The sequence below is a fragment of the Streptosporangium sp. NPDC000509 genome, assembly GCF_042898365.1.
GTDB lineage: Bacteria > Actinomycetota > Actinomycetes > Streptosporangiales > Streptosporangiaceae > Streptosporangium.
The window spans coordinates 137998-164584 of sequence record NZ_JBIAYX010000004.1 but is presented as its reverse complement, the minus strand read 5'-3'; the positions used below and the strand labels follow the sequence as shown (position 1 = coordinate 164584).

The 26587-nt window shown below is 71.2% G+C and carries 26 protein-coding genes and 1 pseudogene; 18 read left to right on the top strand and 9 right to left on the bottom strand.

Going from position 1 to position 26587, the window contains the following annotated elements:
- Positions 1-128: 128 nt before the first annotated feature.
- Entirely contained in the window at positions 129-1718 is a 1590-nt protein-coding gene (locus tag ACFY3D_RS09480) for an MDR family MFS transporter (RefSeq protein WP_389976983.1), read from the bottom strand.
- Between the two features lie 80 nt (positions 1719-1798).
- Here ACFY3D_RS09480 and ACFY3D_RS09475 point away from each other — a divergent pair, with 80 nt between their 5' ends.
- The 5 genes from ACFY3D_RS09475 (at position 1799) to ACFY3D_RS09455 (ending at position 6099) form a co-directional block, all read left to right on the top strand.
- Positions 1799-2359: a TetR family transcriptional regulator gene (locus tag ACFY3D_RS09475; protein ID WP_389976980.1), complete on the top strand. Its 561-nt coding sequence runs from the start codon at positions 1799-1801 to the stop codon at positions 2357-2359.
- Between the two features lie 129 nt (positions 2360-2488).
- Positions 2489-3217 carry a thioesterase II family protein gene (locus ACFY3D_RS09470; RefSeq protein WP_389976977.1) on the top strand — a complete coding sequence of 243 codons (729 nt, stop codon included), beginning with the start codon at positions 2489-2491 and terminating at the stop codon, positions 3215-3217.
- A gap of 88 nt (positions 3218-3305) precedes the next feature.
- Positions 3306-4214 carry a carbamate kinase gene (locus ACFY3D_RS09465; RefSeq protein ID WP_362906086.1) on the top strand — a complete coding sequence of 303 codons (909 nt, stop codon included), beginning with the start codon at positions 3306-3308 and terminating at the stop codon, positions 4212-4214.
- A gap of 27 nt (positions 4215-4241) precedes the next feature.
- Positions 4242-5333, top strand: a complete 1092-nt coding sequence (locus ACFY3D_RS09460) for a ring-opening amidohydrolase (RefSeq protein WP_350946798.1) — start codon at positions 4242-4244, stop codon at positions 5331-5333.
- 202 nt (positions 5334-5535) lie between these two features.
- Positions 5536-6099 (top strand): SseB family protein, encoded by a 564-nt coding sequence (locus tag ACFY3D_RS09455; protein ID WP_389976974.1) that lies wholly within the window; start codon positions 5536-5538, stop codon positions 6097-6099.
- On the opposite strand, the gene ACFY3D_RS09450 is transcribed toward ACFY3D_RS09455, so the two are convergent.
- Together ACFY3D_RS09450 and ACFY3D_RS09445 are read right to left on the bottom strand one after the other, a co-directional pair.
- The gene (locus ACFY3D_RS09450) at positions 6020-7039 is read right to left on the bottom strand and encodes a hypothetical protein (protein ID WP_389976970.1); all 1020 of its coding nucleotides are present in this window, start codon (positions 7037-7039) and stop codon (positions 6020-6022) included. The two genes, ACFY3D_RS09455 and ACFY3D_RS09450, sit on opposite strands and share 80 nt — an antisense overlap.
- The gene (locus tag ACFY3D_RS09445; protein ID WP_389976967.1) at positions 7018-8010 is read right to left on the bottom strand and encodes a hypothetical protein; all 993 of its coding nucleotides are present in this window, start codon (positions 8008-8010) and stop codon (positions 7018-7020) included. Before ACFY3D_RS09445 ends, ACFY3D_RS09450 begins: the two co-directional genes overlap by 22 nt.
- Positions 8011-8395: 385 nt before the next feature.
- Between ACFY3D_RS09445 and ACFY3D_RS09440 the strand changes: the two genes are divergently transcribed.
- The 5 genes from ACFY3D_RS09440 to aroQ all read left to right on the top strand — a co-directional run bounded on the left by ACFY3D_RS09440 (position 8396) and on the right by aroQ (position 12835).
- Complete coding sequence (locus ACFY3D_RS09440; protein WP_389976964.1) at positions 8396-9160, top strand: prepilin peptidase; 765 nt, start codon at positions 8396-8398, stop codon at positions 9158-9160.
- A 356-nt stretch (positions 9161-9516) separates the two neighbouring features.
- On the top strand, positions 9517-10695 hold the full coding sequence (gene aroC / locus ACFY3D_RS09435; protein WP_389976961.1) for a chorismate synthase: 1179 nt from the start codon (positions 9517-9519) through the stop codon (positions 10693-10695).
- A gap of 64 nt (positions 10696-10759) precedes the next feature.
- A complete protein-coding gene (locus ACFY3D_RS09430; protein ID WP_389976958.1) occupies positions 10760-11263 on the top strand; it encodes a shikimate kinase in 504 nt (167 codons plus the stop codon).
- Entirely contained in the window at positions 11260-12336 is a 1077-nt protein-coding gene (gene aroB, locus ACFY3D_RS09425; RefSeq protein WP_389976955.1) for a 3-dehydroquinate synthase, read from the top strand. Before ACFY3D_RS09430 ends, aroB begins: the two co-directional genes overlap by 4 nt.
- A gap of 64 nt (positions 12337-12400) precedes the next feature.
- Positions 12401-12835, top strand: a complete 435-nt coding sequence (gene aroQ, locus ACFY3D_RS09420) for a type II 3-dehydroquinate dehydratase (protein WP_350946856.1) — start codon at positions 12401-12403, stop codon at positions 12833-12835.
- A gap of 101 nt (positions 12836-12936) precedes the next feature.
- Here aroQ and ACFY3D_RS09415 read toward each other — a convergent pair whose 3' ends face one another.
- The gene (locus ACFY3D_RS09415; RefSeq protein WP_389976953.1) at positions 12937-15018 is read right to left on the bottom strand and encodes an ATP-dependent DNA helicase; all 2082 of its coding nucleotides are present in this window, start codon (positions 15016-15018) and stop codon (positions 12937-12939) included.
- Between the two features lie 265 nt (positions 15019-15283).
- Here ACFY3D_RS09415 and ACFY3D_RS09410 point away from each other — a divergent pair, with 265 nt between their 5' ends.
- The gene (locus tag ACFY3D_RS09410) at positions 15284-16684 is read left to right on the top strand and encodes a hypothetical protein (RefSeq protein WP_389976950.1); all 1401 of its coding nucleotides are present in this window, start codon (positions 15284-15286) and stop codon (positions 16682-16684) included.
- A 298-nt stretch (positions 16685-16982) separates the two neighbouring features.
- Complete coding sequence (locus ACFY3D_RS09405; protein ID WP_389976948.1) at positions 16983-18566, top strand: Na+/H+ antiporter; 1584 nt, start codon at positions 16983-16985, stop codon at positions 18564-18566.
- An 84-nt stretch (positions 18567-18650) separates the two neighbouring features.
- Here ACFY3D_RS09405 and ACFY3D_RS09400 read toward each other — a convergent pair whose 3' ends face one another.
- The gene (locus tag ACFY3D_RS09400; protein WP_389976945.1) at positions 18651-19616 is read right to left on the bottom strand and encodes a helix-turn-helix transcriptional regulator; all 966 of its coding nucleotides are present in this window, start codon (positions 19614-19616) and stop codon (positions 18651-18653) included.
- 88 nt (positions 19617-19704) lie between these two features.
- Between ACFY3D_RS09400 and ACFY3D_RS09395 the strand changes: the two genes are divergently transcribed.
- Positions 19705-20112 (top strand): VOC family protein, encoded by a 408-nt coding sequence (locus ACFY3D_RS09395; RefSeq protein ID WP_389976942.1) that lies wholly within the window; start codon positions 19705-19707, stop codon positions 20110-20112.
- Positions 20113-20265: 153 nt separating this feature from the next.
- On the opposite strand, the gene ACFY3D_RS09390 is transcribed toward ACFY3D_RS09395, so the two are convergent.
- On the bottom strand, positions 20266-20523 hold the full coding sequence (locus ACFY3D_RS09390; protein WP_362906063.1) for a UBP-type zinc finger domain-containing protein: 258 nt from the start codon (positions 20521-20523) through the stop codon (positions 20266-20268).
- A gap of 213 nt (positions 20524-20736) precedes the next feature.
- Between ACFY3D_RS09390 and ACFY3D_RS09385 the strand changes: the two genes are divergently transcribed.
- The 3 genes from ACFY3D_RS09385 (at position 20737) to ACFY3D_RS09375 (ending at position 21983) form a co-directional block, all read left to right on the top strand.
- Entirely contained in the window at positions 20737-21138 is a 402-nt protein-coding gene (locus ACFY3D_RS09385) for a hypothetical protein (RefSeq protein WP_389976939.1), read from the top strand.
- Positions 21139-21301: 163 nt separating this feature from the next.
- Complete coding sequence (locus tag ACFY3D_RS09380; RefSeq protein WP_350946813.1) at positions 21302-21643, top strand: DUF202 domain-containing protein; 342 nt, start codon at positions 21302-21304, stop codon at positions 21641-21643.
- Positions 21644-21650: 7 nt separating this feature from the next.
- Positions 21651-21983, top strand: a complete 333-nt coding sequence (locus ACFY3D_RS09375; RefSeq protein WP_389976936.1) for a DUF202 domain-containing protein — start codon at positions 21651-21653, stop codon at positions 21981-21983.
- Between the two features lie 276 nt (positions 21984-22259).
- On the opposite strand, the gene ACFY3D_RS09370 is transcribed toward ACFY3D_RS09375, so the two are convergent.
- On the bottom strand, positions 22260-22634 hold the full coding sequence (locus ACFY3D_RS09370) for a transglycosylase SLT domain-containing protein (RefSeq protein WP_389976933.1): 375 nt from the start codon (positions 22632-22634) through the stop codon (positions 22260-22262).
- A gap of 460 nt (positions 22635-23094) precedes the next feature.
- Positions 23095-23337 (bottom strand): annotated as a pseudogene (locus ACFY3D_RS09365) (transglycosylase SLT domain-containing protein); the annotation flags it as partial.
- A 368-nt stretch (positions 23338-23705) separates the two neighbouring features.
- Here ACFY3D_RS09365 and ACFY3D_RS09360 point away from each other — a divergent pair.
- Positions 23706-24191, top strand: coding sequence for a glutathione peroxidase (locus tag ACFY3D_RS09360; RefSeq protein ID WP_389976930.1), 486 nt, complete (start codon positions 23706-23708; stop codon positions 24189-24191).
- Here the strand turns inward: ACFY3D_RS09360 and ACFY3D_RS09355 are convergent.
- The gene (locus tag ACFY3D_RS09355; protein ID WP_389976926.1) at positions 24163-25161 is read right to left on the bottom strand and encodes a LacI family DNA-binding transcriptional regulator; all 999 of its coding nucleotides are present in this window, start codon (positions 25159-25161) and stop codon (positions 24163-24165) included. The two genes, ACFY3D_RS09360 and ACFY3D_RS09355, sit on opposite strands and share 29 nt — an antisense overlap.
- Positions 25162-25338: 177 nt before the next feature.
- On the opposite strand from ACFY3D_RS09355, the gene ACFY3D_RS09350 reads away from it, so the two are divergent.
- A complete protein-coding gene (locus tag ACFY3D_RS09350) occupies positions 25339-26559 on the top strand; it encodes an ABC transporter ATP-binding protein (protein ID WP_389976923.1) in 1221 nt (406 codons plus the stop codon).
- The last annotated feature ends 28 nt before the right edge of the window (positions 26560-26587 follow it).

The following is a 26587-nucleotide window of genomic DNA, read 5'->3' as shown; positions in this document are numbered from 1 at the left end:
GGGGCGACTCCCCGTGGCGCCGCCATGAGGGGCCGCCCTCGCCCGGGGGAGGGCCGATGCGCGCGAGGCGGAGGTGAGAGGGCCCGGGGCCGGCCGGAGAGCGGGCCGGTCCCGGGCCGCGCGGGGGGTTACGGCCTGCCCGCGCCGATCGGCGGGGCGGCGGGGTCGGCGGCCGCCGGGGCGGGGGTCCGCGCCGAGCGCAGCGGGATCTCCTTGATCATCAGGACGGCGAGCGAGGCGAGGACGGCGATCGGGACGCCGACCACGAAGACCGCGCTCATCGCCCGGGTGAAGGCCTCCAGGATGATCTCCAGGACGGGCGCGGGGAGGTTGTGGATGGCCTCGGGGGAGCCGAGGCTGGGCACCGCGCCACCACCGCTCAGCGGCAGGTGCGCCGCCTTCGCGAGGGAGACCAGCTCCGCGGTGAGCCGGTTGGACAGGATCGCGCCGAAGGCCGCGACGCCCACCGCGCCGCCGAGTGAGCGGAAGAACGCCACCCCGGAGGTCGCCGAGGCGAGGTTCGCGCGGCTCACCGCGTTCTGGGCGGCGAGGATCAGGATCTGCATGGAGGCGCCGAGCCCGATGCCGAGCACCGCGTTGTCGATGCCGACGATCACCAGCGAGCTGTCGACGTGCAGGCGCGAGAGCAGGAACAACCCGAGCGCGACCAGCAGCATGCCCACCACGGGGAAGATCTTCCAGCGGCCCGTCCTGCTGACGAGCCGGCCGGTGAGGATCGAGGAGGTGAGCAGGCCGAGCACCAGGGGGAGGGTCATCAGGCCCGATCCCGTGGGGCTCATGCCCTTGACGATCTGCAGATACTGCGGCAGGAACATCAGCGCGCCGAACATCGCCGCGCCGACCAGCAGGGAGGCGACGGAGGTGAGCACGAAGGTGCGGTCGCGGAACAGGTGCGGGGGCAGGATCGGGTCGACGGCCCTGCGCTCGGCGACGACGGCGAGACCGAACATCACCAGGCTGAGCGCGCCCAGGCCGTAGGTCCACGCGGAGTTCCAGCCGAACTCCTTGCCCCCGAGGGAGAGCAGCAGCATCAGCGCGGTGGTGCCGCCGGTGATGAGGGTCGCGCCCCACCAGTCGACCTTCGTGTCGCGGCGGACGAGCGGCAGCCTCAGCACCCTCTGGATGACGACGAAGGCGACCACGGCGAGCGGTACGCAGATCCAGAAGGTCCAGCGCCAGGACATGTTGTCCACGATGAACCCGCCGAGCAGCGGGCCGGCCACGGTCGAGACACCGAAGACCGCGCCGATGTAGCCCGAGTAGCGTCCGCGCTCGCGGGGCTCGACCACGTCGCCGAGGATGATCTGCGGCAGCGCGGCGAGGCCGCCGGCGCCGATGCCCTGCAGCGCCCTGGCGGCGATGAGCTGGGCCATGTCCTGGGAGAACCCGGCGGCGATGGAGGCCACCACGAAGACGACCAGCGAGACCTGGAACATGAGCTTGCGGCCGTAGAGGTCGGAGAGCTTGCCCCAGATCGGGGTGGAGGCGGTCATGGTGAGCAGGGTCGCGCTGGCGACCCACGCGAGCTGGTCCTGGCCGCCGAGCGTGCCGACGATCGTCGGCAGCGCGGTGCCCACCACGGACGTCGAGATCATCGACGTCAGCATGGCGAGCATCAGTCCGGCCAGGATCTCCAGCACCTGCCTGTGGGTGAAGGACGGTGCGGCCTCGGCCTGGATCTGTTGTTCGGTCAGCATGAACCGCCCCCAATGTATGTACGGTACATGCGAAGTTAGTAGACGCTTGTTTACTCGTCAAATCTGGAAGGATCCCGTAAGTGGATGAGACACGGCATCGCGACAGGGAGGGCACCAGGCGGCGCATCCTCGACGCCGCACGCCTGCTGTTCGCCGAGCTCGGGTACGACCAGGTGACGATGCGGATGATCGCCGCCGAGGCGGACGCCAACATCGCGCTGATCAACCGCTACTTCGGCAGCAAGCGGGACCTGTTCGCCGAGGTGCTCGCGATGCAGGGACGTTTCCCCGGCGTCCTGGAGGGCCCTGAGGAGGAGCTGCCCCGCCGGCTGGCCGAGTACGTCGCCGAACGGCTCCGCTCCGACCAGGGGAGCGTGGTGCTGGCCGCGCTCATCCGGTCGTCCAGCGCCCCGGAGATCCACGAGATCATCAGCGACCGGGTCAGGACGGCGATCCTGGAACCCCTCTCGGCGCGGCTTCCCGGCCCCGACGCGGCCTTCCGGGCGATGATCGCCACCGCGCTCGTCACCGGCACGGGCACGATGCGCCAGCTCTACGGCCCCGACGCGGCCGGCGCCCCCGACCGCGAGACCGTGATCGCCCGCCTCACCGCCGTCTTCGAGGTCTGCCTCAGGGCATGAGGTCCGTCGGAGGACATGAGCCCGCCCCGGGACATTGGGGCCTGCAGCAAGACATGAGGTCCGCCCCAGGAGATCGAGGTCCGCCCCAGGGCATGAGGCGCCGGGCCCACGCCATGGGATCATGGTCACATGACCTGGTTGCGCTGTGCCTTTCCCCGCCCGGGGGCGACCACGCGGTTGTTCTGCCTCACGCACGCGGGCGGATCGGCCAACGCCTACCGCGCGTGGTCCGAGCTGCTGCCCCTGTCCGTCGAGCTGCACGCGACGCAGCTGCCCGGCAGGGCCGACCGGTTCGCCGAGCCGCTGCCCGGCGACATGGACGCGCTCGCCGACGAGGTGACCGGGTCGATGCTGCCGCTGCTCGACCGGCGTTTCGCGCTGTTCGGGCACAGCATGGGGGCGACGCTCGCCTACGAGGTCACGCGCCGCCTCGAGGCGAGGGGGATAGCTCCGGCGCGGTTGTTCGTCTCCGGCGCGAGAGCGCCGCACGATCCCCGCGACAGGCCCGCGATCTCGGAGTACGCCGACGAAGACTTCGCGGCCGAGCTGGCGAAACTCGGCGGCACCGAGGCGGAGGTGCTGTCCCATCGGGCGATGCGCGAGGTCGTCCTGCCCTACGTCCGCGCCGACTTCCGCCTGGCCGAGGCCTACCGGCACCGTCCCGGCCCCCCGCTGCACACCCCGATCTCCGTCCTCGTCGGCGACGCCGACCCGGTGGTCACCCCGGCCCAGGCCAAGTCGTGGGAGACCCGTACGAGCTCCGGCTTCTCCCTCACGGTCTTCCCCGGCGACCACTTCTACCTGCAGCCGCGGCGCGTGCCGGTGGTCGAGGAGATCACCCGTACGCTCATGGGGTGAGAGATTGGCCGGTTGTGCCGAAGGACGGGCGCCCCTTGGGCAATGAGTGCCCATGAGGCGGGACGGGCAGGCCGTTAACGTCGGCCAGGTGGGTGAACGAATACTGATCGCGCTCGGCGGCAACGCCATGACCGGGCCCGACGGAGGCGCCTCGCCAGGCGACCAGCACCGCGCGGTCGAGCAGGCGATGCGCCACGTCGTCGCGCTCATCCAGGAGGGTCACCAGGTGACCCTCACCCACGGCAACGGCCCCCAGGTCGGCAACCTGATCCTGAAGAACCAGCTCGCCGCCCACGTCGTGCCCCCGGTGCCGCTCGACTGGTGCGGGGCGCAGACCCAGGCCACCATCGGCACCCTCGTACTCAACGCGCTCGACGGCCGCGCCGCGGTCGTGGTCACCCGTACGCTCGTCGACCCCGACGACCCCGCCTTCGCCGACCCGGTCAAGCCGATCGGCCGCTACTTCAGCGAGGCCGAGGCACGCCGGTTCGAGGAACTCGGCCAGACCTGGCGCCACTTCGAGCGGGGCTGGCGCCGCGTGGTGGCCTCCCCCGAGCCGCTGGAGATCCTCGACGCGCCCGCGGTGGCCGCGCTGGTGGCCGCGGGCTTCACCGTCGTGGCCGCGGGGGGCGGCGGCGTGCCCGTGACCCGCGACGCGCAGGGGCGGCTCGCCGGGGTCGAGGCCGTGATCGACAAGGACCTCGCCGCCGCGGTGCTCGCCCGGGCCGTGCGGGCGACGGTCCTGATCATCGCGACCGACGTCCCCCAGGCCGTCGTCGGGTTCGGCACGCCCCGGGCCAGGCCCCTGGGTCACATCACCGCGGCCGAGCTGCGCGTGCTGCACGCCGCGGGCCATTTCGCCGGGGGCAGTATGGGGCCGAAGGTCGAGGCCGCGCTGCGCTTCGTCGAGCAGGGCGGCGACCGGTCGGTGATCACCTCCCTGCAGGACATGGGCGCGGCGCTCACCGGGGAGACCGGCACCGTGGTGCGAAAGTGAACAGGACGCGATCGAAAGGCGGCAGAGATGCCCGAACCCATTGAAGTGCGCAAGGTGCCCATCGAGAGTGTGACCGACGCCTCCGGGCTGGCCAGGCTCATCGACGACGGGGTGATCGAGGCGCACCGGGTGCTCGCGGTGATCGGCAAGACCGAGGGCAACGGCGGCGTGAACGACTACACCCGCATCCTGGCCGACCGGGCGTTTCGCGAGGTGCTCCAGGCCAAGGGGCACCCGTCCCCGGAGAGCGTGCCCCTGGTGTGGTCGGGCGGCACCGACGGCGTGCTCAGCCCGCACGCCACCGTCTTCGCCACCACCGCGAACGCCGAGCCGAGCGACGAGCCGAGGGTGAGCGTCGGCATCGCGATGAGCGAGGTGATCCTGCCCGAGGACATCGGCCGCCCCGCGATGGTGGAGAAGGTCGCCGCCGGAGTCCGCGAGGCGATGAAGATCGCCGGGATCGACGACCCCGCCGACGTCCACTACGTCCAGACCAAGACCCCGCTGCTCACCCTGTCCACGATCAACGACGCCAAGTCGCGCGGCAAGGACGTGGTGATCGAGGACACCGGCCCGTCGATGGACATCTCCAACTCCACCACCGCCCTCGGCATCGCCGTCGCCCTCGGCGAGATCGAGATGCCCTCCGCCGACCAGATCCACCGCGACCTGTCGCTCTACTCCTCCGTCGCGTCGTGCTCCTCGGGCGTCGAGCTGGACCGCGCCCAGATCGTGGTCGTCGGCAACGTACGGGGGATCGGCGGCCGATACCGGATCGGCCACTCGGTCATGAAGGACGCGCTGGACGCCGACGGCATCTGGGAGGCGATCCGCTCCAGCGGCATCGAGCTGCCCGAGCGCCCCCACCCGTCCGACCTCGGCGACCGGCTCGTCAACGTCTTCATGAAGTGCGAGGCCGACCCGTCGGGCAGCGTGCGGGGGCGCCGCAACATCATGCTCGACGACTCCGACGTGCACTGGCACCGCCAGATCAAGGCCACCGTCGGCGGTGTCGCGGCGAGCGTCACCGGAGACCCGGCCGTGTTCGTCTCGGTCGCGGCGGTCCACCAGGGGCCCAGCGGCGGCGGCCCCGTGGCCGCCATCGCCGACCTCGGCTGACGGGCGGCACACGCCCCGGCGCACCGCCCGGGGACACCTTTACCCCTGGCTACCCCCGGCGTCCCCGTGCTCCCGGCCCCCCGCGTGATCGGGGTGCCCCGGCCCGGTGCGCCGCTCCGGTGTACGCGTCACGCCCGAGCCAGGGTCGGGCCGGGTGGGGCGATCGTCCCCCCTGGCCCGGCCGAGGGTAGGCTCCCGGTTCGTGCCGAGCATTCCGCGACCCCTGGTCCCCGGCGACGACGGTGCCGCCGACGCCGCCGTGACATCCGCGCTCGCCGCCTTCGCCGAGGGAAAGGCGCAGGCCGGCGAGGTCGTCGCCGCGCTGAGCGGGGCCCGGCTGCTCGTGCCGGTGGTCGCCCTGCTCAAGGAGTCGGAGATCGGCGAGCACGGGCTGCGGCAGGAGAAGGAGAGCGAGATGGCCCTCCCGAAGCTCGTCGGAGCCGACGGCCGCGAGGCGGTGCTCGCCTTCACCGGGACCGAGGCGCTGCGGCGGTGGCGCCCCGACGCCAGGCCCATCCAGGCCACGATCCTTCAGGTCTGCCAGGCCGCGGTGCACGAGGGCAGCGCGGCGGCGGTGGTCGACGTCGCGGGCCCGGTGCCCTTCGTGATCGAGGGCGGTCTCCTGCGGGCGCTCGCCGCGGTCGAGTCGGGCACCCTGGACCGGCTGGCATCCGAGGCCCCCGACGTCACAGTGGCGCGGATGGAAGAGATCGTCGAGCCTCCCAGGCGTCGGCGGTTCGGTTGGCCGCCGCGTGGACGAGGTTGACCGTGAGGATCGCCGGGGCGATCACGGCAACGAACCCCCCGAAGTCGCGTTCGAAGACCAGGGCGAGGATCACCGCCGTCACCCCGTTCTGCTGGGCCAGCCCCAGATGCACCCGGTCGATCATCGGCAGGCCGTGGGTGAGGACCAGCGCGGCGACCATCTGCGCGGCGTACGCGGCCAGTCCGAGCAGCACGCCCATCCCCATGTTCGTCCCGCCGACGAGCAGCAGGCCGGTCAGGAACGCCGACAGCGCGAACGCCGCGCTCACCGCCCGGCCCAGCCAGCGCGCGTCGGGCAGGCGTAGGTAGAGCCCGACGGTCGCGATGCCGAGCATGAGGGAGGTCCAGGCGGCCGAGGCGACCGCTCCGGCGGCCGTCACGTAGGTCAGCACCGGAGGGGCCTTCCTGATCAGCCGCCACAGCAGATAGACCGCGACCGCGAACAGCACGTTCAACCCCAGGTCGGCGAAGTACGAGGCCGACTGCCCGCTGCCGCCGGAACCGCTCACCAGCGCCGCCGCGTAGACGGCGAGGATGATCGTCACGGGGTCGTCGAAGGAGGACCACGCCCCGAGGATCGTCTTCGCCCGGTTCGACAGACGGCTGTCCCGCATCACGCCGGCGACCGAGAGCGGGTCGATCTGGGCGACCACCACCGCCATGATCAGAGCCCGGGGGTCGCCGGAGACGAGGTAGACGACCCCGGCGATGAACGCGGTCTTGAGCAGCACCCCGACGGTGACCGCGAGCACGATCAGCCGCGAGTGCTCTCTGGCCTCGGCGCGGTCGATCCCGTGCGTGCTGCCGTACAGGCCGATCGCGAGCAACAGGCTGCTGAACAGCACGTACGCGCTGGAGTGTTCCAGATCACGCAGGCCGCCCAGGTCGGCGGCGAGCCAGCCGAAGCCGACGACGACGATCAAGAGCCCGATTCGGGCCAACGTTCGCTCCTTGGGATGGATCGCAGGTGCCCATGGGATTTCGGGGCGCGTTCTCGCTGGTTGATCGGGGGCAGGGTGAAGTGCCCGCGGATGGTGTCCACGAGCCGTGCCATCTTGTCGTCGGCGATGTCGACCTTGCGCTGGTCCAGGGTCACCCCGATGAGATAGCGGGTCTCGTCGACCCAGTAGAAGAACATGGCCCCGCGCTCCACGTCGAGGACCGTGCGGATGAGGATGCCGCCCTCCAGCCTGTGCAGCTGCTGGTTGAGCCGCTGGGTCAGCCAGTTGAGCTGGTTACCCGCTCTGAGATAGATCTTCCTGCGCTCCTCCTGGTCGGTCTCGTGGAAGAAGTGGGCCAGGTCGCCGTCCTCCAGCACGTCGGTGTAGAAGCGGCATCTCTGGTCGCCGAAGTAGGCCACGAAGTGCAGGTCGTCCTGGTCGACCATGGCCACGCAGCTGGCCAGTGCCTTCTCCACCGAGGGGCCGATGTCCGGCATGGTGCGGATCAGGATCTCCGACTCGCCGATCACCCTGCGCTTGGTGGCCGTGGGCAGCGGGCCCATCCCGGCCTCCAGGTAGGGGAGGTAGAGGCCCCGGCGATACTGGACGAGCAGGTAGACGCCGGTGGCCACGGCGAACGCGCTCACCCCCGCGGTCACCAGGCCGTGCAGCTCGCCGGGCACCCCGCCCCGCCAGAGCACGGGGCCGAACGCGGCCACGAACCCCAGGACCGCCTCGCCCGCCGCGGTGACCGTGAGCGCGACCACCATCAGCACCGGCAGCCGAGCCCTGATCCGGCCGAGCACGGTGGCGATGAGGGCGAGCGCGACGATCACCGTGATCACGGTGGCCGCGCGGGCCACGTCGTACTCCTCGCCCTCGATGTACCACGCGAGGAGTTCGAGCAGCACGGGCAGGAGAACGAGTGACGCGATGACCGCGGGCAGCTTGCTGAAGCGATCCGTGTCCACGCGTTCCTGACCTCCGGGGGTAGGTAGGGATGCCTACAGCCTCCGTGATCATCGCCGTCATCGTCAATGACCTCCGAGGTCACTTCGATCCTTCGGTGTGGACGGGGCTCGGCGTGCGGGGTGGCCACCGGATGCGCACCGCTCGGGGCTCTTTCCGCGGAGCTGGAGACCGGTGCGGGACGGCCACCGAATGCGGGTCTTCTCGGCCACTCTGGTGGGGGCGGGGCTCGGCGTGCGGGGTGACCACCGGGTCCCTTCGGCGGGGAGGGAGGTCGGTGCGCGGCGTGGTCGTCGGGCGCGGGCCGTTTCGGCACACCCGGCGTGGGAGGGGAGGAGTGCCCGGATTCCCGGCGCGGGCAGAGGACCGCCGATTATGGTCGGCTTCATGAGCCCCCTGACCCTTCTGCCCCTCTCCGCGACGGCGGTCCTGGCGGCTCTGGCCGGACTCGCGATCGGGCGCGGGACGCGGCGCCTGGTGGCCCGTTTCTCGGGGGCCGAGTTGTCGGGGGCCGAGTTGTCAGGGGTCGAGGGGGAGCGGCGGGGCGCCCGGCCCGTGGCCGGGGCGGTGGAGGGGGTCACCGCGGTGGTGCTGGCCGCCCTCGCGCTGCGGGCCCTGTGGCCGGACGCGGCGGCGGGAGCGGCCGCCTGGCCGGGAGTGCCGGAGGGGGCGGAGGTCACGCCGGTAGGGAGGGCGACGGAACTGCTCGCCTTCGGCTGGCTCGCGGTGGTCGCCGTCGTCCTGTCCTTCGTCGACGCCGCCGTTCACCGGCTGCCCGACAGGCTCACCCTCGCCGCCTACCTGGGGACCGCCGCCCCGCTCGCCGTCTCGGCCCTCGCCGACGGCCGCCTCGGGGACCTGCTCGGCGCCGGGCTGGGCGGCCTCGCTCTGGCGGGCTTCTACCTGCTGCTGTTCCTGGTCAACCCGGCGGGAATGGGGTTCGGCGATGTCAAGTTCGCGGCGAGCCTGGGCACGGCCCTCGGCTGGCTGGGCTGGAACACCCTGGTCACCGGGGCCTTCCTCGGTCTGCTGGCCGGAGGGCTCTACGGGGCCGCCCTGATGGCCGCGCGCCGCGCGGGCCGCAAGAGCGAGATCCCCTTCGGCCCCTTCATGGCCGTCGGCGCGCTCGCCGCCGTCCTCACCGCCCTGTGACCGGACCGTCCTTGAGAGCGCCCACTCCCCGAGGGCGTCCCCGGACCGTCGTTCCCCGGATGGTCCGCGTTGCGAACGGCTCGTCTCCTGAGAACCCGTCCCCGTGGACGGCTGTTCTCCGGACGGTCCGCCTCGCGAACGGTTCGCCTCCTGAGAGCCCGTCCCTTGGACGGCCGTTCTCCGGACGGTGTCCTGTGAACGGTCCGTCTCCCGGATGGTCCGCCCCTTGGACCCGTTCGTTTCACGAACGGTATGTCCCCCCGGATCACCCGTCTCCGGTTCGACGATCACCCGCGGATGTCTCAACCGGTGAACGAAGGCCATTCCAGTGGGCGGCACGTGGAAGACTTGTCACCATGTTGCGCTGGTTGACCGCAGGGGAGTCCCACGGCCCCGAGCTCGTCGCGATCCTGGAAGGACTGCCCGCCGGGGTGGAGGTGACCACGGCACAGCTGGACGAGGCGCTGCGCCGTCGCCGCCTCGGCTACGGGCGCGGGGCGCGGATGAAGTTCGAGCAGGACGTCGTGACCATCGTGGGCGGAGTCCGCCACGGCCGGACGCTCGGCAGTCCCGTCGCCATCCGGGTGGGCAACACCGAGTGGCCCAAGTGGGAGACGGTGATGGCCGCCGACCCCGTCGACCCGGCCGTGCTGGAGGGCCAGGCGCGCAACGCGCCGCGTTCCCGCCCCCGTCCCGGCCACGCGGACCTCGCCGGGATGCAGAAGTACGGCTTCGACGACGCCCGCCCGGTGCTCGACCGGGCCAGCGCCCGCGAGACCGCCGCCCGCGTCGCGCTCGGCCAGGTGGCGCGGAACTTCCTCAAGCAGGCGCTCGGCGTCGACATCGTCAGCCACGTCGTCTCGATCGGCGGGGCCGCCACCACCCCGGGCGTCGTCCCCGGCCCCGGCGACCTGGAGGCGATCGACGCCGACCCGGTGCGCTGCGCCGACCCCGCGGGCAGCGCGGCCATGGTCGCCGAGATCGACAAGGCGCACAAGGACGGCGACACCCTCGGCGGCGTCGTCGAGGTGATCGCCTACGGCCTGCCGCCGGGCCTGGGCAGCTACACCCACTGGGACCGCCGCCTCGACGCCCGCCTCGCCGCCGGTCTGATGGGCATCCAGGCGATCAAGGGCGTCGGTGTCGGCGACGGGTTCGAGACGGCCCGCCGCCCCGGCTCCCTGGCCCACGACGAGATCGAGAACACCGCCGACGGCGTACGCCGGATGACCAACCGGGCCGGTGGCGTCGAGGGCGGCATGACCAACGGCGAGCCGCTGCGCGTCAGCGCGGCGATGAAGCCGATCTCCACCGTCCCCCGGGCGCTCGCCACCGTCGACGTGCTGACCGGCGAGGCCGCCAAGGCCCACCACGAGCGCTCCGACGTGTGCGCGGTCCCGGCGGCCGCGATCGTCGCCGAGGCGATGGTCGCGCTGATCCTGGCCGACGCCGCGATCGAGAAGTTCGGCGGCGACTCCGTCGAGGAGGTCGCCCGCAACCTGTCCGGCTACCTCTCCTCGTTGGTGATCAAGTGAGCGGGCGTCCCGGCGAGGCCGCTCTCGGCTCCCCGACGGGCGGGCCGGCGTCGAAGGAGATCGCATGAGTCCCCGAGCAGTGCTGATCGGTCCTCCCGGATCGGGCAAGTCGACCGTCGGGCAGCTTCTCGCCGAACGGCTCGGGGTCGCCTTCCGCGACACCGACACCGACGTGGAGCAGGTGGCGGGCAAGCCGGTGAGCGACATCTTCGTCGAGGACGGCGAGGAGGTCTTCCGCGAGCTGGAGGCCGACGCCGTACGGCGGGCGCTGGCCGAGCACGAGGGGGTGCTCTCCCTGGGCGGCGGCGCGATCCTCGCCGAGGCCACCCGCGCGCTGCTGGCCGGGCAGCCGGTGGTCTACCTGGAGGTCGGTCTTTCCAACGCCGTCCAGCGGGTGGGCCTGGGCTCGGCGCGACCGCTGCTCGTGCTGAACCCGCGCAGTCAGCTGAAGAAGCTGATGGACGCCCGTCGCCCCGTCTACGAGGAGCTCGCCACGATCGTGGTGGCGACCGACGAGCGCGAACCCGGCCAGATCGTCGACCAGATCGTGGAGGACCTGAAGCCGTGACGATCTCCAGGATCGGTGTGCCCGGCGAGAGCCCGTACGAGGTGGTGGTCGGCACCGGGGTGCTCGGCGAGCTGCCCGGCCTGCTGGGGGCGGGGGTGAACACCGTCGCCGTGATCCACCCGGGGAGCCTGCCGGAGATCGCCCGTCCCGTCTGCGGCGCGATCGAGGCGGCCGGGTACGAGGTCGTCGCGCTGCCTGTGCCCGACGCCGAGCGCGCGAAGACGGTCGAGGTGGTCGCGGAGCTGTGGTCGGCCTTCGGCCGCGCGGGCGTCACCCGCTCGGACGCCGTGGTCGGCGTCGGCGGGGGAGCCACCACCGACCTGGCGGGGTTCGCCGCCGCCACCTGGCTGCGCGGCGTCAAGGTCGTGCAGGTGCCGACCACCCTGCTCGGCATGGTCGACGCGGCGGTGGGCGGCAAGACCGGCATCAACACCCCCGAGGGCAAGAACCTCGTCGGGTCCTTCCACCCGCCCGCCGGGGTGCTGTGCGACCTGGCGACGCTGGTCTCGGTGCCTCGCGACGACTACGTGGGCGGCCTGGCGGAGATCATCAAGGGTGGTTTCATCGCCGACCCCCGGATCCTTGAGCTCATCGAGGACGACCCGGACGGCGCCAGGCGCCCCGAGGGCCGCCACACCCGCGAGCTGATCGAGCGGAAGGTCCGGATCAAGGCCGAGGTCGTCGGAGCCGACCTGCGCGAGAGCGGTCTGCGGGAGATCCTCAACTACGGCCACACGCTGGCGCACGCGATCGAGCGCGTCGAGGAATACCGGATGCGCCATGGCGAGGCCGTCGCGATCGGCATGGTCTACGCGGCCGAGCTGTCCCGGCTGGACGGCAGGATCGGCGCCGACGTCGTGGAGCGGACCAGGTCCATCCTCACCTCGGTCGGGCTGCCCACCGCCTACCGCCGCGAGGCCTGGCCCGAGCTGCGCGACCACATGCGCCTCGACAAGAAGAGCCGCGGAGCCAAGTTGCGCTTCGTCCTCCTGGACGACCTGGCGAAGGTGTCTCCGCTGGTCGACCCGCCGGAGGAGCTCCTGGAGGCCGCCTACCACGAGGTCGCCCGGTAAGTCTGCTGAGTCACGTCGGCCGCCGCGGCAGGCGCGCGGCCATCAAGGAGCGGTGAGTGACCCGATGAGACCCGTCTACGTGCTCAACGGCCCCAACCTGGGGCGGCTCGGCACCCGCGAGCCGGATGTCTACGGCGCGGAGACCTTCGCCGACCTGGCCGCGCTCTGCCGGGACACCGGCAGGGAGCTCGGCCTGTCGGTCGACGTCCGGCAGACCGACGACGAGGCCGAGATGCTGGGCTGGCTGCACGAGGCGGCCGACGGCAGGATCCCCGTGGTGCTGAACCCCGCCGCGTTCACCCACTACTCCTACGCGCTGCGCGACGCCATCGCCCAGCGCACCGCGCCCCTGGTCGAGGTGCACATCAGCAACCCGGCCGCCCGCGAGGAGTTCCGGCACAACTCGGTGGTCGCCGCCGTGGCGACCGGCACCATCGCGGGCTTCGGCCTGCGGTCGTACGTGCTGGCGTTGCAGGCCATCGCCGAGACCGCCACCTGATCCCGGGCCGGTAAGAGGGCCTCGGCCTGCCGCACCGGCCGTTTTCGGATCCGCGGATCCCTCGGCGACGAGGGACCCGCGCGGTCCGGCGGCCGATGGTCTCAGGAGGAGCTGAGGCGCTTGAGGGCGCTGCGGACCTTCGCCGGATCGTTGGTGGGCCAGAAGGGCGGCAGCGAGTCGCGCAGGAACCCCGCGTAGCGTGCCGTCGCGAGCCGGGGGTCGAGCACCGCGACCACACCCTTGTCGTGCTGGCTGCGCAGCAGGCGCCCCGCGCCCTGGGCCAGCAGCAGCGCGGCGTGGGTGGCGGCGACGGACATGAACCCGTTGCCGCCCTTGGCCGCGACGTGGCGCTGGCGGGCGGAGCTGAGCGGGTCGTCGGGGCGGGGGAAGGGGATGCGGTCGATGATGACCAGGCGCAGCGAGGGACCGGGGACGTCGACACCCTGCCAGAGCGACAGCGTGCCGAACAGGCAGGTCGGCTCGTCCTCCGCGAACTGCTTGACCAGCAGCATCGTGGAGTCGTCGCCCTGGCAGAGCAGCGGCACGCTCAGCCGGTCGCGCAGGGCCTCGGTGGCCGCCTTGGCGGCGCGCATCGAGGAGAACAGGCCGAGGGTGCGGCCTCCCGCCGCCTCGATCAGCTCGGTGATCTCCTCAAGGTATGCCTCGGGCAGACCGTCGCGCCCCGGCTGGGGCAGGTGCTTGGCGACGTAGAGGATGCCGCTGCGCGGGTGGTCGAAGGGGGAACCGACGTCGATGCCGGTCCAACCGGCTCCGCCCTTGTCGCGTTTCTTCCGCTTCCTGTCCCCGCCTTCCCGCGTCTCCTCTTCCACGGGTTCCGCGGCGTCCTTCCCGCCGCCCAGGCCCCACTGGCGGGCCAGGCCGTCGAAGGCGCCGCCCAGGGCGAGCGTGGCGGAGGTCAGGATGACCGTACGGTCGCCGAAGAGCTTGTCGCGCAGCATGCCCGCCACCGTGAGCGGCGCCACCCGCAGCAGGGGAGGACGCCGGTCGGTGCCCGCCTCCAGCCAGACCACCTCGGCCCGGTCGATCTCCTCGGCGTGGCCGAAGGCGTCGAGCATGCGCTGCGCGGTGTCGTGGACCTCGTCCAGCGAGGTGAAGGCCGCCCTGCGCAGCCCCGCGCCCTCCGGGTCGTCCTTGTCGCCACTTCGCGGGCCGAGGGCGGTGATGCACGCCCACGCCGCGTCGCGGATCAGGGCGAGGGTCATCCCGAGCACCTGGGGGAGCTCGTCGAGGCGCCCGGCCGGGGCCGCGGCGAGCAGGGCCTTGAGGTCCTCGCCGGCCTCCATGAGCCGGTCGGCGAGGTGCTGCTCGATGAGCTTGCCGACCCGCCGCGCGGCGACCGCGACCATGGTCTCCGACAGCTCGCCGCTCACCACCGAGGTGACGCGGTCGACGAGCTCGTGGGCCTCGTCGACCACGACCACCTCGTGCTCGGGCAGGAGCGGGAAGTCCTCCATCGCGTCGATCGCGAGCAGCGCGTGGTTGGTCACGACCACGTCGGACTCACCGGCGCGGGCGCGGGCCAGCTCGGCGAAGCACTCCATGCCGCTCGGGCAGCGGGTGGCCCCCAGGCACTCCCTGGCACTGACCGAGAACTGGCGCCAGGCCTGCTCGTTGACACCGGGGACGAGCTCGTCGCGGTCGCCGGTCTCCGTCTCGTTCGCCCACTCCTGGATGCGCTGGACCATCCGGCCCGTCGCGTTGACCTCCCGGGGGTCGAAGAGCTGGTCCTGCTCCTCGTCCGGCCATCCCGCGCTCGCCTTGTATCGGCACAGGTAGTTGCGGCGACCCTTGAGGATCGCGAACGCGGGCTCGTGCGGCAGCTTCGGGGCGAGGGCCTTGGCGAGGCGGGGCAGGTCGCGGTCGACGAGCTGGCGCTGGAGCGCGATGGTGGCGGTGGAGACCACCACGGCGCCCTTGGAGGTCATCGCGTGCCTGATCGAGGGGATCAGGTAGGCGAGTGACTTGCCGGTGCCCGTGCCGGCCTGGACGGCGAGGTGGTCGCCCGACTCGATCGCGTGCTGCACCGCCCTCGTCATCGTGATCTGCCCGGGGCGCTCGACCCCGCCGACCGCCTCGACGGCGGTGCTCAGCAAATCCTCAACCGGGGGAATATCCACCTTTGAGGAGACGTCTTCGGATGGGGCGATGGAGTCGGTCGGCACGACAGCCAACCGTACCCGTTCGCCCCGACAGTCGCGGCTGCTCCGGCGAGTCGCGGCGTGGACGCATACCCGTATTCCGGAACCCGAGGTTCACGTCACATGGCAAACTGGCTGGATCACCCGGCTCATCAATCCTCGTAAGGTCAAGGGAGGGGCTACCGTTTTGGTGCCGCTGAGGCGGAAGATAGGGACGTAAAGACCGGTTCGGTAGGGTTTCCCGAGGTCGAGTGGACGAATAAAGGCTGGTTAGAGAACTATGTCTTCCATGTCGGAAGTGGTCCCGTTGCCGTCGTTCGGCGAGGTGTTCTTTGACGAGCGTGGCCAGGAGCGGGTGCTCCGGGTCACCTGGCACGAAGGCACGCTGGTGCTGAGCCTGTGGCGCGGCGAGATGTGCACCGCGAGTTTCCGCATGCCCATGAGCGATGTGGGACGCCTGGTCGACACACTTGACGAGGGTTTCGTCGAGGCCGGTGGGCAGTACCCCGACGAGGTGGGCGAGCCCGTTCACGCCGAGCAGCCCTCCCAGGACGAGCCGCAGCCCTACGGCGAGTATCCCGGCACCGGTCAGTACGCCCGGCCCCGCCCGGAGGACTACGCCCAGGCGCAGCAGTACTCCGACCCGGCGGGTCACGTCCCCTCGCCGCTGGACGAACCCCGCCAGGCCGCCACCCTCGGTCCGAACGACGTGCTCGTCGCGCGAGGCGCGGTGCCGCCGCCCCCCCTCGACCGCCCCCAGGAGCGGATGCCCCAGGGGTACGGCTCCCCGGACGTCGTGCCGCGCGAGAACATGATCGTGAACGACTCCCTGCCCTACGGGCAGCCGCAGCCGGTCGAGCCGCTCGGCTCGGGTCCCGCCACCGGCGAGGCCGCCTACCAGCTGTCCGGCGACCGCTACCCGCCCGCGCCGCCCGCCCCGTACGGTGCCCAGCAGCCGGACCCCTACGGCGCTCCGCCCGCCCAGCCCGACCCGTACGGCGCCCCGCCCGCCCAGCCGGATCCCTACGCCGCCCCGCCCGGCCGGCAGGCCGCCTACGGCGCCCAGCCCGACCCCTACGGCGCCCAGCGGCCCGATCCGTACGGCGTGCCGCCCCAGTCCCCGTCCCAGCCCGCCGATCCGTTCACGGCCCCGGCGGGCCGCAGGAAGCCGGCCACCTCGTTCACGCCGCGCCTCGACCAGTTCGCCGGACAGTTCGCCGAGTCCGCCCAGCGGCCGGAGCCCGACCCTTACGGGCAGGGACAGCAGAACTCGACCGACCCCTTCGGGTTCGCCGCCCAGCAGCAGGCCGCCTACGACGCCTCCCAGGGCGACTCCTACGGCGGCTACCCGGCCCCCGCACAGCCCGATCCCTACGCCTACGGCGCCCAGCAGCACCAGGCCGGTCATCCCGCCGACCTGCGCGACCTGTACGGCGCGCCGCCCTCGTACGCCCAGCAGGACGTCGACCCGTCCGATCCGCTGGGCCTGCGAGGTCAGGCCGCGCCCGACCAGAGACTGCCCCGCCCCTACGTCCAGGATCAGCCACCGCACTCCACCGGTGAGAGGCTCCGCCCCGAGCAGCGCTACGACGAGCGGTACGACGATCATCGCCGAGACGAGCGCCAGTACGACGACAGGCGCCGCGAGGGCCGGCGCCGCAGCGACCGGGACGAGCAGCGCGACTGGTGACCTCTCCCCGGGACGCGGCCCCCTGCTCGCATGGCCACGCCGTGTCCCGTCGTGAGGTCTGAGCTGTTCCGGCCGTCCACTCCGCCACGCCCTGTCGCGGAGCTCTTCGTCCGGACGGACAGCGTGTGGCGTCCGCCGGGGGCGCGACTCGCGCCGTATGGTGGTCTCGGCCCGCCGGGGAGGGCGGTTCGCGAGGCGTGCCGGGGCACGTAGGCTGCTTCGGTGGCCGCTCAGCGGCTGTGCGGTGGCTGCCCGGTGACTCCCGGGTGACCGACCGATCCCTACCTGACGGGGTGGCGTGGAAGAGTCGACGGTGCTGCAGATGCTGGCGGTGTCGGCCGTCGGGATCGCGGTGGCCGCGGTGGCCAGGCGCAGGGGATGGCCGGCGCCGCTGCTGCTCGTGCTCGCCGGTGTGGTGCTGTCGCCCTTCGTGCCCGAGTACGACCTCGACCCCCAGCTGGTCCTGCTGGTCTTCCTGCCCCCGCTGCTCTACTCGGCGGCGATCGACAGCTCCTACCTGAGGCTGAAGGACCTGCGCAGGCCGATCGCGCTGCTCTCGGTCGGCCTGGTGCTGTTCACCACGCTGGTCGTCGGGTGGGTCACCCATCTGCTCCTGCCCCAGCTGCCGGTGGCCGCCGCGTTCGCGCTGGGCGCGATCGTGGCCCCGCCCGACGCGGTCGCCGCCGTCGCCGTGGCCCGCAGGCTCGGGCTGCCCCGCAAGGTGGTCACCATCCTGGTGGGGGAGAGCCTGTTCAACGACGCCACCGCGCTCACCGCCTACCGGGTGGCGATCGCGGCGGCGGTCGGGCACGGCATCACCTGGCAGGACGCAGCCCTGGACTTCGCGCGTTCCGCGGCGGGCGGCGTGGCGATGGGCCTCGCGCTCGCCTGGGTCCTGACCCGGGTGCTGGTCCGGCTGCGTGACGCGCTCGTCGAGAACACCGTCATGCTGCTCATCCCGTTCGCCGTCTACCTCGCGGCCGAGATCCTGAACGTCTCCGGCGTGATCGTCGTGGTGATCGTCGGCCTCTACATCGGCCACCACATGCCCAGGGCGGGCTTCGGCACCCGGTTGCTCTCGGAAGCGGTCTGGCGGGTCTTCGGCTTCTTCCTGGAGACGATCGTCTTCGCGCTGATCGGCCTGCAGATGTGGCCGATCATGAGGGAGCTGGAGTGGGGCGACGGGTGGAGGCTCGCCGGGATGGCGCTCGCCGTCTTCGGCGCCGCGGTGGTCGCGAGGGCGGTCTGGGTCGTGCCCAGCATCTACCTGCCCCGGATGCTGTCCAAGAAGGTCCGGCAGGCCGAGACCCAAGCGCCGACCTGGCAGAACGTGACGATCGTGAGCTGGGCGGGCATGCGCGGAGTGGTCTCCCTGGCCGCGGCCTTCGCCATACCCGCGACCTTCCCCGGCCGTGACCTGCTCCTGTTCCTCACCTTCTCGGTGGTGATCGGCACGCTCCTGGTCCAGGGCCTGACGTTCCCGGCGCTGATCCGCAGGTTGAAGGTCTCCAACGAGCGGGAGATCTACGCCGACAACCTGGCCGAGGCGGCCGCGCAGCAGGCGGCCGCCACGGCCGCGCTGGCCCGGCTGGACGAACTGGTGGCCGAGGGCGTCGACGAACTCCACAGGGAGGTCGTCGACCAGCTGAGAACCCGCGCCGAGCGCCGTACCCTCACCGCCTGGGAGCGCCTGGGCGGCGGTACGGGACCCGAGGGGGAGGAGACGCCGAGCGGCGTCTACCGGCGGCTCCGCAGGGAGATGCTGATGGTCGAGCGCGAGGTGTTCGTCGGACTCCGCGACGAGCGGCGCATCGACGACGAGGTGCTCCGCAGGGTCCTCCACGAGATCGACTTCGAAGAGGCCACCCTGGAGCGTGACTAGCCGACCCCGAGCAGGTCGGCACCGGAGCGGATCGGGCCGCCACCACCGTGTTCCGCGGTCGGCGGCCCGGCCACCTCAGGGCCGTCAACCGGTGGCGGACTCCCTCCGGGCGGCGTAGCGCTCGGTGAGTTCCGAGCCGAGCCGGGCGAGTTCGGCACGGACGGGATCCGGTTCCTCGACCTCGACGGCGGCGCCCCAACCGGCGAGCTGCTGAGCGATCATCAGTGGCGTCGGGGCGCTGAGGCGGACACGGACACGCCCGTCGCCGGCGGGGCCGTCGACGACGCAGTGGCGCCCGAACTGGTCGCGCAGGACCGGCAGGTGGCGGGCGTCGGCGAGCACGGTCGCCGAGACGCGCGAGCGTCGCCTCTCCATCTCGTCGACGACCCGCTGCCACGCCTGTGACAGTTCGAAATCGTCGGGTCGCTGAGAGGGGAGGTCCGTCACGACCGCTTCGACGATCCGATCGACCCGGAAGGTTCGTTGCCCGTCGTCGGTTCCGGCCATGAGGTACCAGATGTCGTCCTTGTCGATCAAACCCCAGGGGGCGACGAGCCGTCGCCTCTGTTCACCCGCCCGGTTGGTGTAGGTGAGATCGACCTTGAGGTGGCGGACGGTGGCGTTCTGCAGGATTTCGACCAGTTGGGGACGCCGGCGTTCCCGCGCACCCCAGCCGGCCGGGTCGACCACGATGGCTCTCGCCGCGGCCTCGGCGTCGGCGCGGAATGTGCCGGGCAGGGCCCTCAGAAGCTTGCGCAGCGCGGATTTGGCCTCGGGGACGACGGACGTCGCCGGGCCGAGGAGCAGGAACAGGGCCTGGGCCTCGGTCGCCGACAGGCCGCTGAGGTCGGTGCGGGCGCCGCCGACGAGGGACCATCCGCCGCCGCGTCCTGGTTGGGGGTAGACCGGGACGCCGGCCGCCGACAGCGCCTCGAGGTCGCGGCGGGCGGTGGCCACGGACACCTCCAGCTCCTCGGCCAGCTCGGACGCGGTCACTCGGCCGCGGGCCTGCATGAGCAGGAGGACGGCGACAAGACGGTCGGCGCGCATGCTTCCGGTTCTCCAGAAAAGTGATCAGTTGGTGAGCACTTTAGAGCCGAAAATGGTTGGTACCACTGATCGAACGAAGGAAACACCCATGTTGCGAGGACCGGCCACCATCAACCTCTGGGCCGATGACCTGGAGGCCGCCAAGAAGTGGTACGCCGACCTGCTGGACGTCGAACCGTACTTCGAGGCCCCCGGTGACGGGCAACCGGCCGCCTACTACGAGTTCCGGATCGGCGACCACCTGTCGGAACTCGGTCTCGTCGACCGGCGGTACGCCCCGTCGGAGGCGGCCGCCACCCCGGGAGGCGCGGTCGTCCACTGGCACGTCGACGACGTGCGGGCCACGTTGGACCGGTTACTGGCGATGGGGGCCACGCCGTACATGCCGATCACCGAGCGCGGCCCTGGTTTCGTCACCGCGTCCGTGGTCGATCCGTTCGGCAACGTGCTGGGGATCATGTACAACGAGCACTACCTGGAAACGCTGGACCGTTGACGCGCGACGTGACCGTCGCCGAGCCTTCGAAGTGGAGGGCTCGCTCGTGAGCCGGGGCCGGAGGCCGCCGGACGGCCGCGAGGTGGTGTTCGTCCGGGCCGGGCCGTCATCCGCCGGTCCGGCCCGGTCGGTTGTGGGCGTGGGGCCGACGGGTCAGCCGATGATGTTGTCCACGTAGCACCAGCGCCAGTCCTCGCCCGGCTCGAACGAGGCCATGACCGGATCGGAGGTCTCCCGGAAGTGGGCGCTGGCGTGCTTGTTGGGTGAGGAGTCGCAGCAGCCGATGTGCCCGCAGGACAGGCACTTGCGCAGGTGGACCCAGCGACTGCCCATCGCCAGGCATTCCTCGCATCCCTGAGGCGTGCGCGGCGGCGGGTCCTGGGCTTTCAGGATGTGCTCACAGGTCGGCATGATCTCCCCCTCGCTCGTGTGACTACCGATCGATCGTACGGCCAGCGCGGCGTCCCGGATCCGGAGCCTCCCCGCGTCCCGGCCCCGCGGTCTTCCCGCGCCTGGTTCCCGGGCCCTCCCGCGTCCCGCATCCCGCCTCCACGGGCGGATCCGGCGGGTAACGAGCCGGTACGGCGGCGCCTGTCGCGGGGGTCCGTTGGGTAGGGTCGGGACATGCGACCCCTTCCGCGACGAATTCCCGTCCTCGCCGCCTCCGTGCTGGCCGCAGTCCTCGTCACCACCGGCTGTTCGGAGCTTCAGGAGGTGAGCCAGGGCATCGACAAGGCGCAGGAGTGCGTGCAGGCGACGGGCATCGTCACCGAGACCGTCTCCAAGGTCTCCGGGCTGCTCAACGACCCCGCCGCGATGGAGCAGGCGCTGAACGAGGGCGGCGCCAAGCTGGGCGACCTCGCCGACAAGGCGGCCAACACCTCGCTGAAGGAGGCGGCCGAGGGCGTCTCCAACACCCTGGAGGGCATCAACGTCACCGACGCCAACAGCGCCGTCGACGCCGCCCAGAAGGTGGCCACCGACTCGGCACGCTGGGTTCAGCAGCTGACGGAAGCCTGCGGATAGTCCTCGCCGCCTGAGCGCGGAGATCACCCGCCGCCGGAGCCTTCGTCCCGGCGGCCGGGCGGGTGAGACCCGGAGGTGTCGGAGCGCACCTCCGGAAATCCCGGGTTCTCTAGGGGGAATGTCGCTGAAATAGCGTCGTTCCTATGAAGACCCAGGAAAGTTCATGAACTCTCCGGACAACGAGCCGGACCCCCGGTTCACCCTCGCCAACGAACGCACGTACCTGACCTGGTTGAGTACGTCGCTCGCGCTGAGCGCGGGCGGCGTGGCGATGGCCGCCGTCTCCGCCGACGTCTTCGTCCCGTGGATGCGCACCCTGCTCGCCGTGATCCTGGTGTCGCTCTCGGCCCTGGCGGCCGCGATGGCCTACCCTCGCTGGCGCCGCGTCCAGAACGCCCTGCGCAGCTCCGCCCCGCTCCCGCCGCCGGCCCTCGCGCCCCTGTTCGGATACGGTGTGGCGGCGGTCGCCGTGCTCGCCCTCGTCCTCATCCTGCTGTCCAGGTGATCCCGCGGTGAACAGGCTCTGGGACGAAGGGCTGCAGAACGAACGGACCCGTCTCGCCTGGGTCCGCACCACCGCGGTGCTGGCCGTCACCAGCCTGGCCGGCGCGGGCGTCGCCCTGCGCGAGGGAACGCCCGTCCTCGCCATCGTCCCCTTCGTCCCCGCGGTGTTCTGCGCCGTCCTGCTGCTGACCCACACGGGCGTCCGCTACCGGCGCACCCAGGAGGCACTGCACGGGGACCACCCCCTCGACAACCGGGCCGACGCCCTCATCGTCTGGATCGGCACCCTCGCGGCCGTGGCCGGGGCCGTCGTCTTCGTGCTGGGAAGGTTCGGAAGGTAAGGGGAGCGGGTCAGGAGGGCGACTCCCCGCCTTCGCCCCGGAGAGCCTCATCCAGGCGATGGCGGTGCGTCCCGACCGGTGAGCGGCCGCGCGTCCCGGCCGGCCGGTGACGATCGTGCGTCTCGGCCGTACCGCTCGGCAGGCGGCGAGGTCGCGCGGTGGGCCGCTGAAACGGCCGTAGGGCTCGAAAGACTCGAAAAGGGTGACGTCCGGGGCCTGGGGCCCCAGGCCCCGGACGTCAGGAGAGTTGTCCCTTCCCCTGGAGACTCTCCTGGGTCAGTACCAGTTGCTCGACCGGAAGTGACCCCACGCGCCGCACGGTGACCCGTAGCGGCTCTTGATGTATCGCAGACCCCAGTGGATCTGCGTGGCCGGGTTGTAGCGCCAGTCCTTGCCACTGCCGGCCATCTTGCCCGCGGGCAGCGCCTGCGGGATGCCGTACGCACCCGACGAGCGGTTGTACGCGCGGTGGTTCCAGTTGCTCTCCCTGGTCCAGAGACTGTCCAGGCAGCGGAACTGGCTGTGCGGCCACGCTCGGCGGGACACCAGACGATAGGCGATCGTCTTGTTCCTGCCCTTGGCGGTTCTCGCGACCGCTTTCACCCTCGGCTTCACCTGGGTGGCCCAGGTGAGCCTGTGCACCGTCCTCATCGTCCCTTTCCTGGACGTCTCGGAGGTGCTTTCAGCCTTCCCCGTCGCCGATGGGCCGACCATCGTCGATGCTGCCAGAACGGTCGCGACGGTGTTGCGCAGAACGCGGTAGCTGTTCACGTGGATCCTTGTCCTCGGGCCGCGTGCGGAAGACGAGGGAGTGACACTGAGTGTCCTGCCTCGTCCGACGATCCGGCGTCCGTGGCTCGGACGGGGACGTCCGCGCGGTCTCTCCGGCCTGTTTCCGGCATGAGACGCCGCGGCGATCTCTCTAGGCGGCTTTCTATTACGTGAGAGAGCGCCGAACGGTGGATGGGGACACGCGAAGGGGAGGTTTTTGCCCGATCTTCGTGATCTACGGGTGGTTCGAGGAAGGGCCGGTTACGACCGGCGAATCACCCATGCCGGGAGACGGTGTGAAAATCGCCCTGCCATGGGGTTTCAGATCACCGCTTGCCGATCAGTACCAGCCCCGCGCCAGGGAGTGGTTCCAGGCCTGGCACGGTGAGCCGTAGCGCTGCTTGATGTAGCCGAGTCCCCACTTGATCTGTGTTCTGGGGTTGGTGCGCCAGTCGCGCCCCGCGGTGGCCATCTTGCCCGCGGGCAGCGCCTGCGGGATGCCGTACGCACCCGAGGAGCGGTTGAGTGCGCGGTGGTTCCAGTTGCTCTCCTTGCTCCAGAGCTTGCGAAGACAGGTGAACTGGCTCTTGTTCCAGCCGTGCGCGGACACCAGCGGCTTGGCGACGGCCTGGTTGCCCGCTCGTGCCGAGGACGCCTGGGCGACCGTGGTGGTGCCGAGGGCGAGCACGGAAGTGATCACCAGCACACCGGTACGGCGTAGCGTCGACATGGGACTCCCTTGTGCGTTGAGTACGGGGAACGGCCGACACGATGCCTCGCCGTTCGGCGGCGGGCCAGTCGACAGCGCCTGTCAGGAGTCCTGTCAAAGATCGGTAAGAGAATGATCAAAGCCTTGGTGAGGGGGGCGCCGTCTCATCTGTGGCCTCAGTCACATTTCACTTTATGGACGGCATAACTCTCAAATGTGACAAGGAGATTAGGCTGCGACTCATGGGAATCCGTGATATCGCCATCGACACTCTCGCCGACACGCCCACCACTCTGGCCGAGCTGGCCGGAGACAAGGCCGTTCTCGTGGTGAACGTCGCCTCCAGGTGTGGCCTCACCCCTCAGTACGCCGGTCTCGTCGACCTGCAGCGGACCTACGGCGAGCGGGGCTTCACCGTCGTCGGAGTGCCGTGCAACCAGTTCTACGGTCAGGAGCCGGGCACCGCCGAGGAGATCCAGGAGTTCTGCTCCACCACCTACGGCGTCGACTTCCCGCTGCTCGCCAAGACCGAGGTCAACGGCGAGGGCAGGCACCCCCTCTACGACGTGCTGACCGCCACCCCCGACGCCGAGGGCAAGGCCGGTGACGTCGAGTGGAACTTCGAGAAGTTTCTCGTCGCCCGGGACGGGGAGGTGCTGGCGAGGTTCCGGCCCAAGGTCCAGCCCGACGACCCCGCCGTCATCGCGGCGATCGAGAAGTCCCTCTAGCCGCGCAGCTGCCCCTCACGATCAACTCGGTGGGCAGCAGCACACCCCGCGGCCTCCTGGTGCCGCCGCGCAGCACCAGCTCGGCGGCGCGGTAGCCGATGTCCCTGGCGGGCTGGGCGATCACCGTCAGCGGCGGTGAGCACAGCTCCGCCCAGGGCACGTCGTCGAACATGATCAGAGACAGGTCCCTGGGGATGCGCAGGTCCAGCTCCCGCGCCGCCAGCACCGCCGCCTCGCCCAGCAGGTTGCCCCCGGCCAGCACGGCGGTCAGGTCCGGCCGATGCTGGAAGAGCCCGGCCGCGGCGGCGTACGCGGAGTCGCGGCTGCCCCGGGCGACGACGATGAGGTCCTCGTCGACGAGAGGGCCCAGCGCCTGCCTGAAGGTCGACAGTCGCTGCTGCTGTCCCGGGCCGCCCAGATAGGCGATGCGCCGGTGCCCCAGCCCCGTCAGGTAGTCGACCGCGGTCCCGACTCCCGCGCGGTCGTCGGCCACCACCGCGGGGATGTCGTCGCGCCCGGTGGAGAGCCGGTGCGCGAACACCGTGATCACCCCCGCCCGCAGGGTCGGCGCCCAGCCGTCGCCGTCGCCGGAGGGGATCGCGATCACCCGGTCCACCCCCTGCTCGAGCAGCATGCCGATCAGCTCGGCCTCGCGCTCCGGGTCGTCCCCGGTCGTGCCCACGATCACCGGCTCGCCCGCCGAGCGCGCGCAGGCGAGCACGCCGTCGGCCACGCGGCCGTAGAAGGTGTCGGTGATGTCGGGCAGCAGCAGCCCGATGCCGCCCGAGCGCCGCTGGCGCAGGTTGCGTCCGAGTGCGCTGGGCCGGTAGTCGAGCTGGGCGGCGACGGTCAGCACCCGCTCCCTGGTCTCCGGGCTGGCCGACCCACCCGACAGCACCCGCGACACCGTGGCGACCCCCACGCCGGCCGCCCCGGCGACATCCTTGATCGTCGTACGACGCATGTTCATGGAAACGATTCCATCATGTTTTCCGTGTTCGTTCCAGTGCGGAGCGAGAACGACTGTCGTGCTGACAGGCCAGAACCGGGCAAACCCTTGACAGGGTTATCCGTTTCCGGTGAGATGCATGAAAACGTATCCAATATCGGGTGAACGCGGGGTTGGCCCGAGGCGACAAGGACATCCATGGCATCCATCGTTCTCAGCAAAGTCGACAAGATCTACGCGGGCGGCGTCAAAGCAGTGAACGGCCTTGATCTTGAGATCAAGGACGGGGAGTTCATGGTGCTGGTGGGGCCGTCCGGATGTGGCAAGTCCACCGCCCTGCGGATGATCGCCGGCCTTGAGGACATCAGCGGCGGCGAGATCGCGATCGGCGACCGGGTGGTCAACCACCTGCCCCCGAAGGACCGTGACATCGCCATGGTCTTCCAGAACTACGCGCTCTACCCGCACATGACCGTCGAGGAGAACCTCGCCTTCGGTCTGAAGCTCCGCAAGATGCCCAAGGCGGAGATCTCCAAGCGCGTCGGCGAGGCCGCCAAGATGCTCGGCCTCGACCAGTACCTCAAGCGCAAGCCCGCCGCCCTCTCCGGTGGTCAGCGTCAGCGTGTCGCCATGGGCCGCGCCATCGTGCGCGAGCCGCAGGCCTTCCTCATGGACGAGCCGCTGTCCAACCTGGACGCCAAGCTCCGCGTCTCCATGCGGGCCTCCCTCAACACCCTGCACGAGCGCCTCGGCGTGACGACCGTCTACGTCACCCACGACCAGGTCGAGGCGATGACCCTCGGCGACCGCGTCTGCGTGCTGCGCGACGGCCTGCTCCAGCAGGTCGACACCCCGCAGAACCTCTTCGACAAGCCGGTCAACCTGTTCGTCGCGGGCTTCATGGGCTCGCCGTCGATGAACTTCGTCAACGCCGAGCTGGTGCGCGGCGACGGCGGCCTCGCCGTCGCGTTCGCGGGTTTCAAGCTGCCGGTGCCGAACGAGACCGTCGCCGAGAAGCGCGCCCTGGAGCAGTACATCGGCAAGAAGATCATCCTGGGCATCCGCCCCTCCGACTTCGACGACTCGGTCGCCGCCAACGCCTCCTCCTCCGGATGGGTGCGCCTGCCGGTCCGCGCCGAGGTCACCGAGGAACTGGGCTCCGAGATCAACGTGCTCTTCCTCATCGACGCCCCGCCGGTCCAGCACCAGGACACCGTGGCCGCCGCCGCCGACGACGGCGACGAGGACTCGGCGCTGCCGCTGGTGGGCGACAAGTCGCTGTGGACCGCCCGCGTCAACTCCCGCAGCCACGTCCGTCCCGGCCAGAACATCGAGCTGATCGTCGACACCCACAACCTGCACTTCTTCGACCCGGTCTCGGGTCTGGCGATCGGCCACGAGGCCGGCATCCGCGTCTGATCCACCGAGCGGGCCGCCATCGAAGGAA

Bases quoted from the DNA above. Each gene is read 5' to 3' on its own strand.
- ACFY3D_RS09400 (WP_389976945.1), bottom strand. From the start codon at position 19,616: ATGCGCGCCGACCGTCTTGTCGCCGTCCTCCTGCTCATGCAGGCCCGC.
- ACFY3D_RS09470 (WP_389976977.1), top strand. From the start codon at position 2,489: ATGACCTGGTTGCGCTGTGCCTTTCCCCGCCCGGGGGCGACCACGCGG.
- ACFY3D_RS09380 (WP_350946813.1), top strand. From the start codon at position 21,302: ATGAACTCTCCGGACAACGAGCCGGACCCCCGGTTCACCCTCGCCAAC.
- ACFY3D_RS09390 (WP_362906063.1), bottom strand. From the start codon at position 20,523: ATGCCGACCTGTGAGCACATCCTGAAAGCCCAGGACCCGCCGCCGCGC.
- ACFY3D_RS09370 (WP_389976933.1), bottom strand. From the start codon at position 22,634: ATGAGGACGGTGCACAGGCTCACCTGGGCCACCCAGGTGAAGCCGAGG.
- ACFY3D_RS09355 (WP_389976926.1), bottom strand. From the start codon at position 25,161: ATGAACATGCGTCGTACGACGATCAAGGATGTCGCCGGGGCGGCCGGC.
- aroQ (WP_350946856.1), top strand. From the start codon at position 12,401: ATGAGACCCGTCTACGTGCTCAACGGCCCCAACCTGGGGCGGCTCGGC.
- ACFY3D_RS09360 (WP_389976930.1), top strand. From the start codon at position 23,706: ATGGGAATCCGTGATATCGCCATCGACACTCTCGCCGACACGCCCACC.
- aroC (WP_389976961.1), top strand. From the start codon at position 9,517: ATGTTGCGCTGGTTGACCGCAGGGGAGTCCCACGGCCCCGAGCTCGTC.
- ACFY3D_RS09410 (WP_389976950.1), top strand. From the start codon at position 15,284: ATGTCGGAAGTGGTCCCGTTGCCGTCGTTCGGCGAGGTGTTCTTTGAC.
- ACFY3D_RS09460 (WP_350946798.1), top strand. From the start codon at position 4,242: ATGCCCGAACCCATTGAAGTGCGCAAGGTGCCCATCGAGAGTGTGACC.
- ACFY3D_RS09395 (WP_389976942.1), top strand. From the start codon at position 19,705: ATGTTGCGAGGACCGGCCACCATCAACCTCTGGGCCGATGACCTGGAG.
- ACFY3D_RS09430 (WP_389976958.1), top strand. From the start codon at position 10,760: ATGAGTCCCCGAGCAGTGCTGATCGGTCCTCCCGGATCGGGCAAGTCG.
- ACFY3D_RS09440 (WP_389976964.1), top strand. From the start codon at position 8,396: ATGAGCCCCCTGACCCTTCTGCCCCTCTCCGCGACGGCGGTCCTGGCG.
- ACFY3D_RS09350 (WP_389976923.1), top strand. From the start codon at position 25,339: ATGGCATCCATCGTTCTCAGCAAAGTCGACAAGATCTACGCGGGCGGC.
- ACFY3D_RS09385 (WP_389976939.1), top strand. From the start codon at position 20,737: ATGCGACCCCTTCCGCGACGAATTCCCGTCCTCGCCGCCTCCGTGCTG.
- ACFY3D_RS09480 (WP_389976983.1), bottom strand. From the start codon at position 1,718: ATGCTGACCGAACAACAGATCCAGGCCGAGGCCGCACCGTCCTTCACC.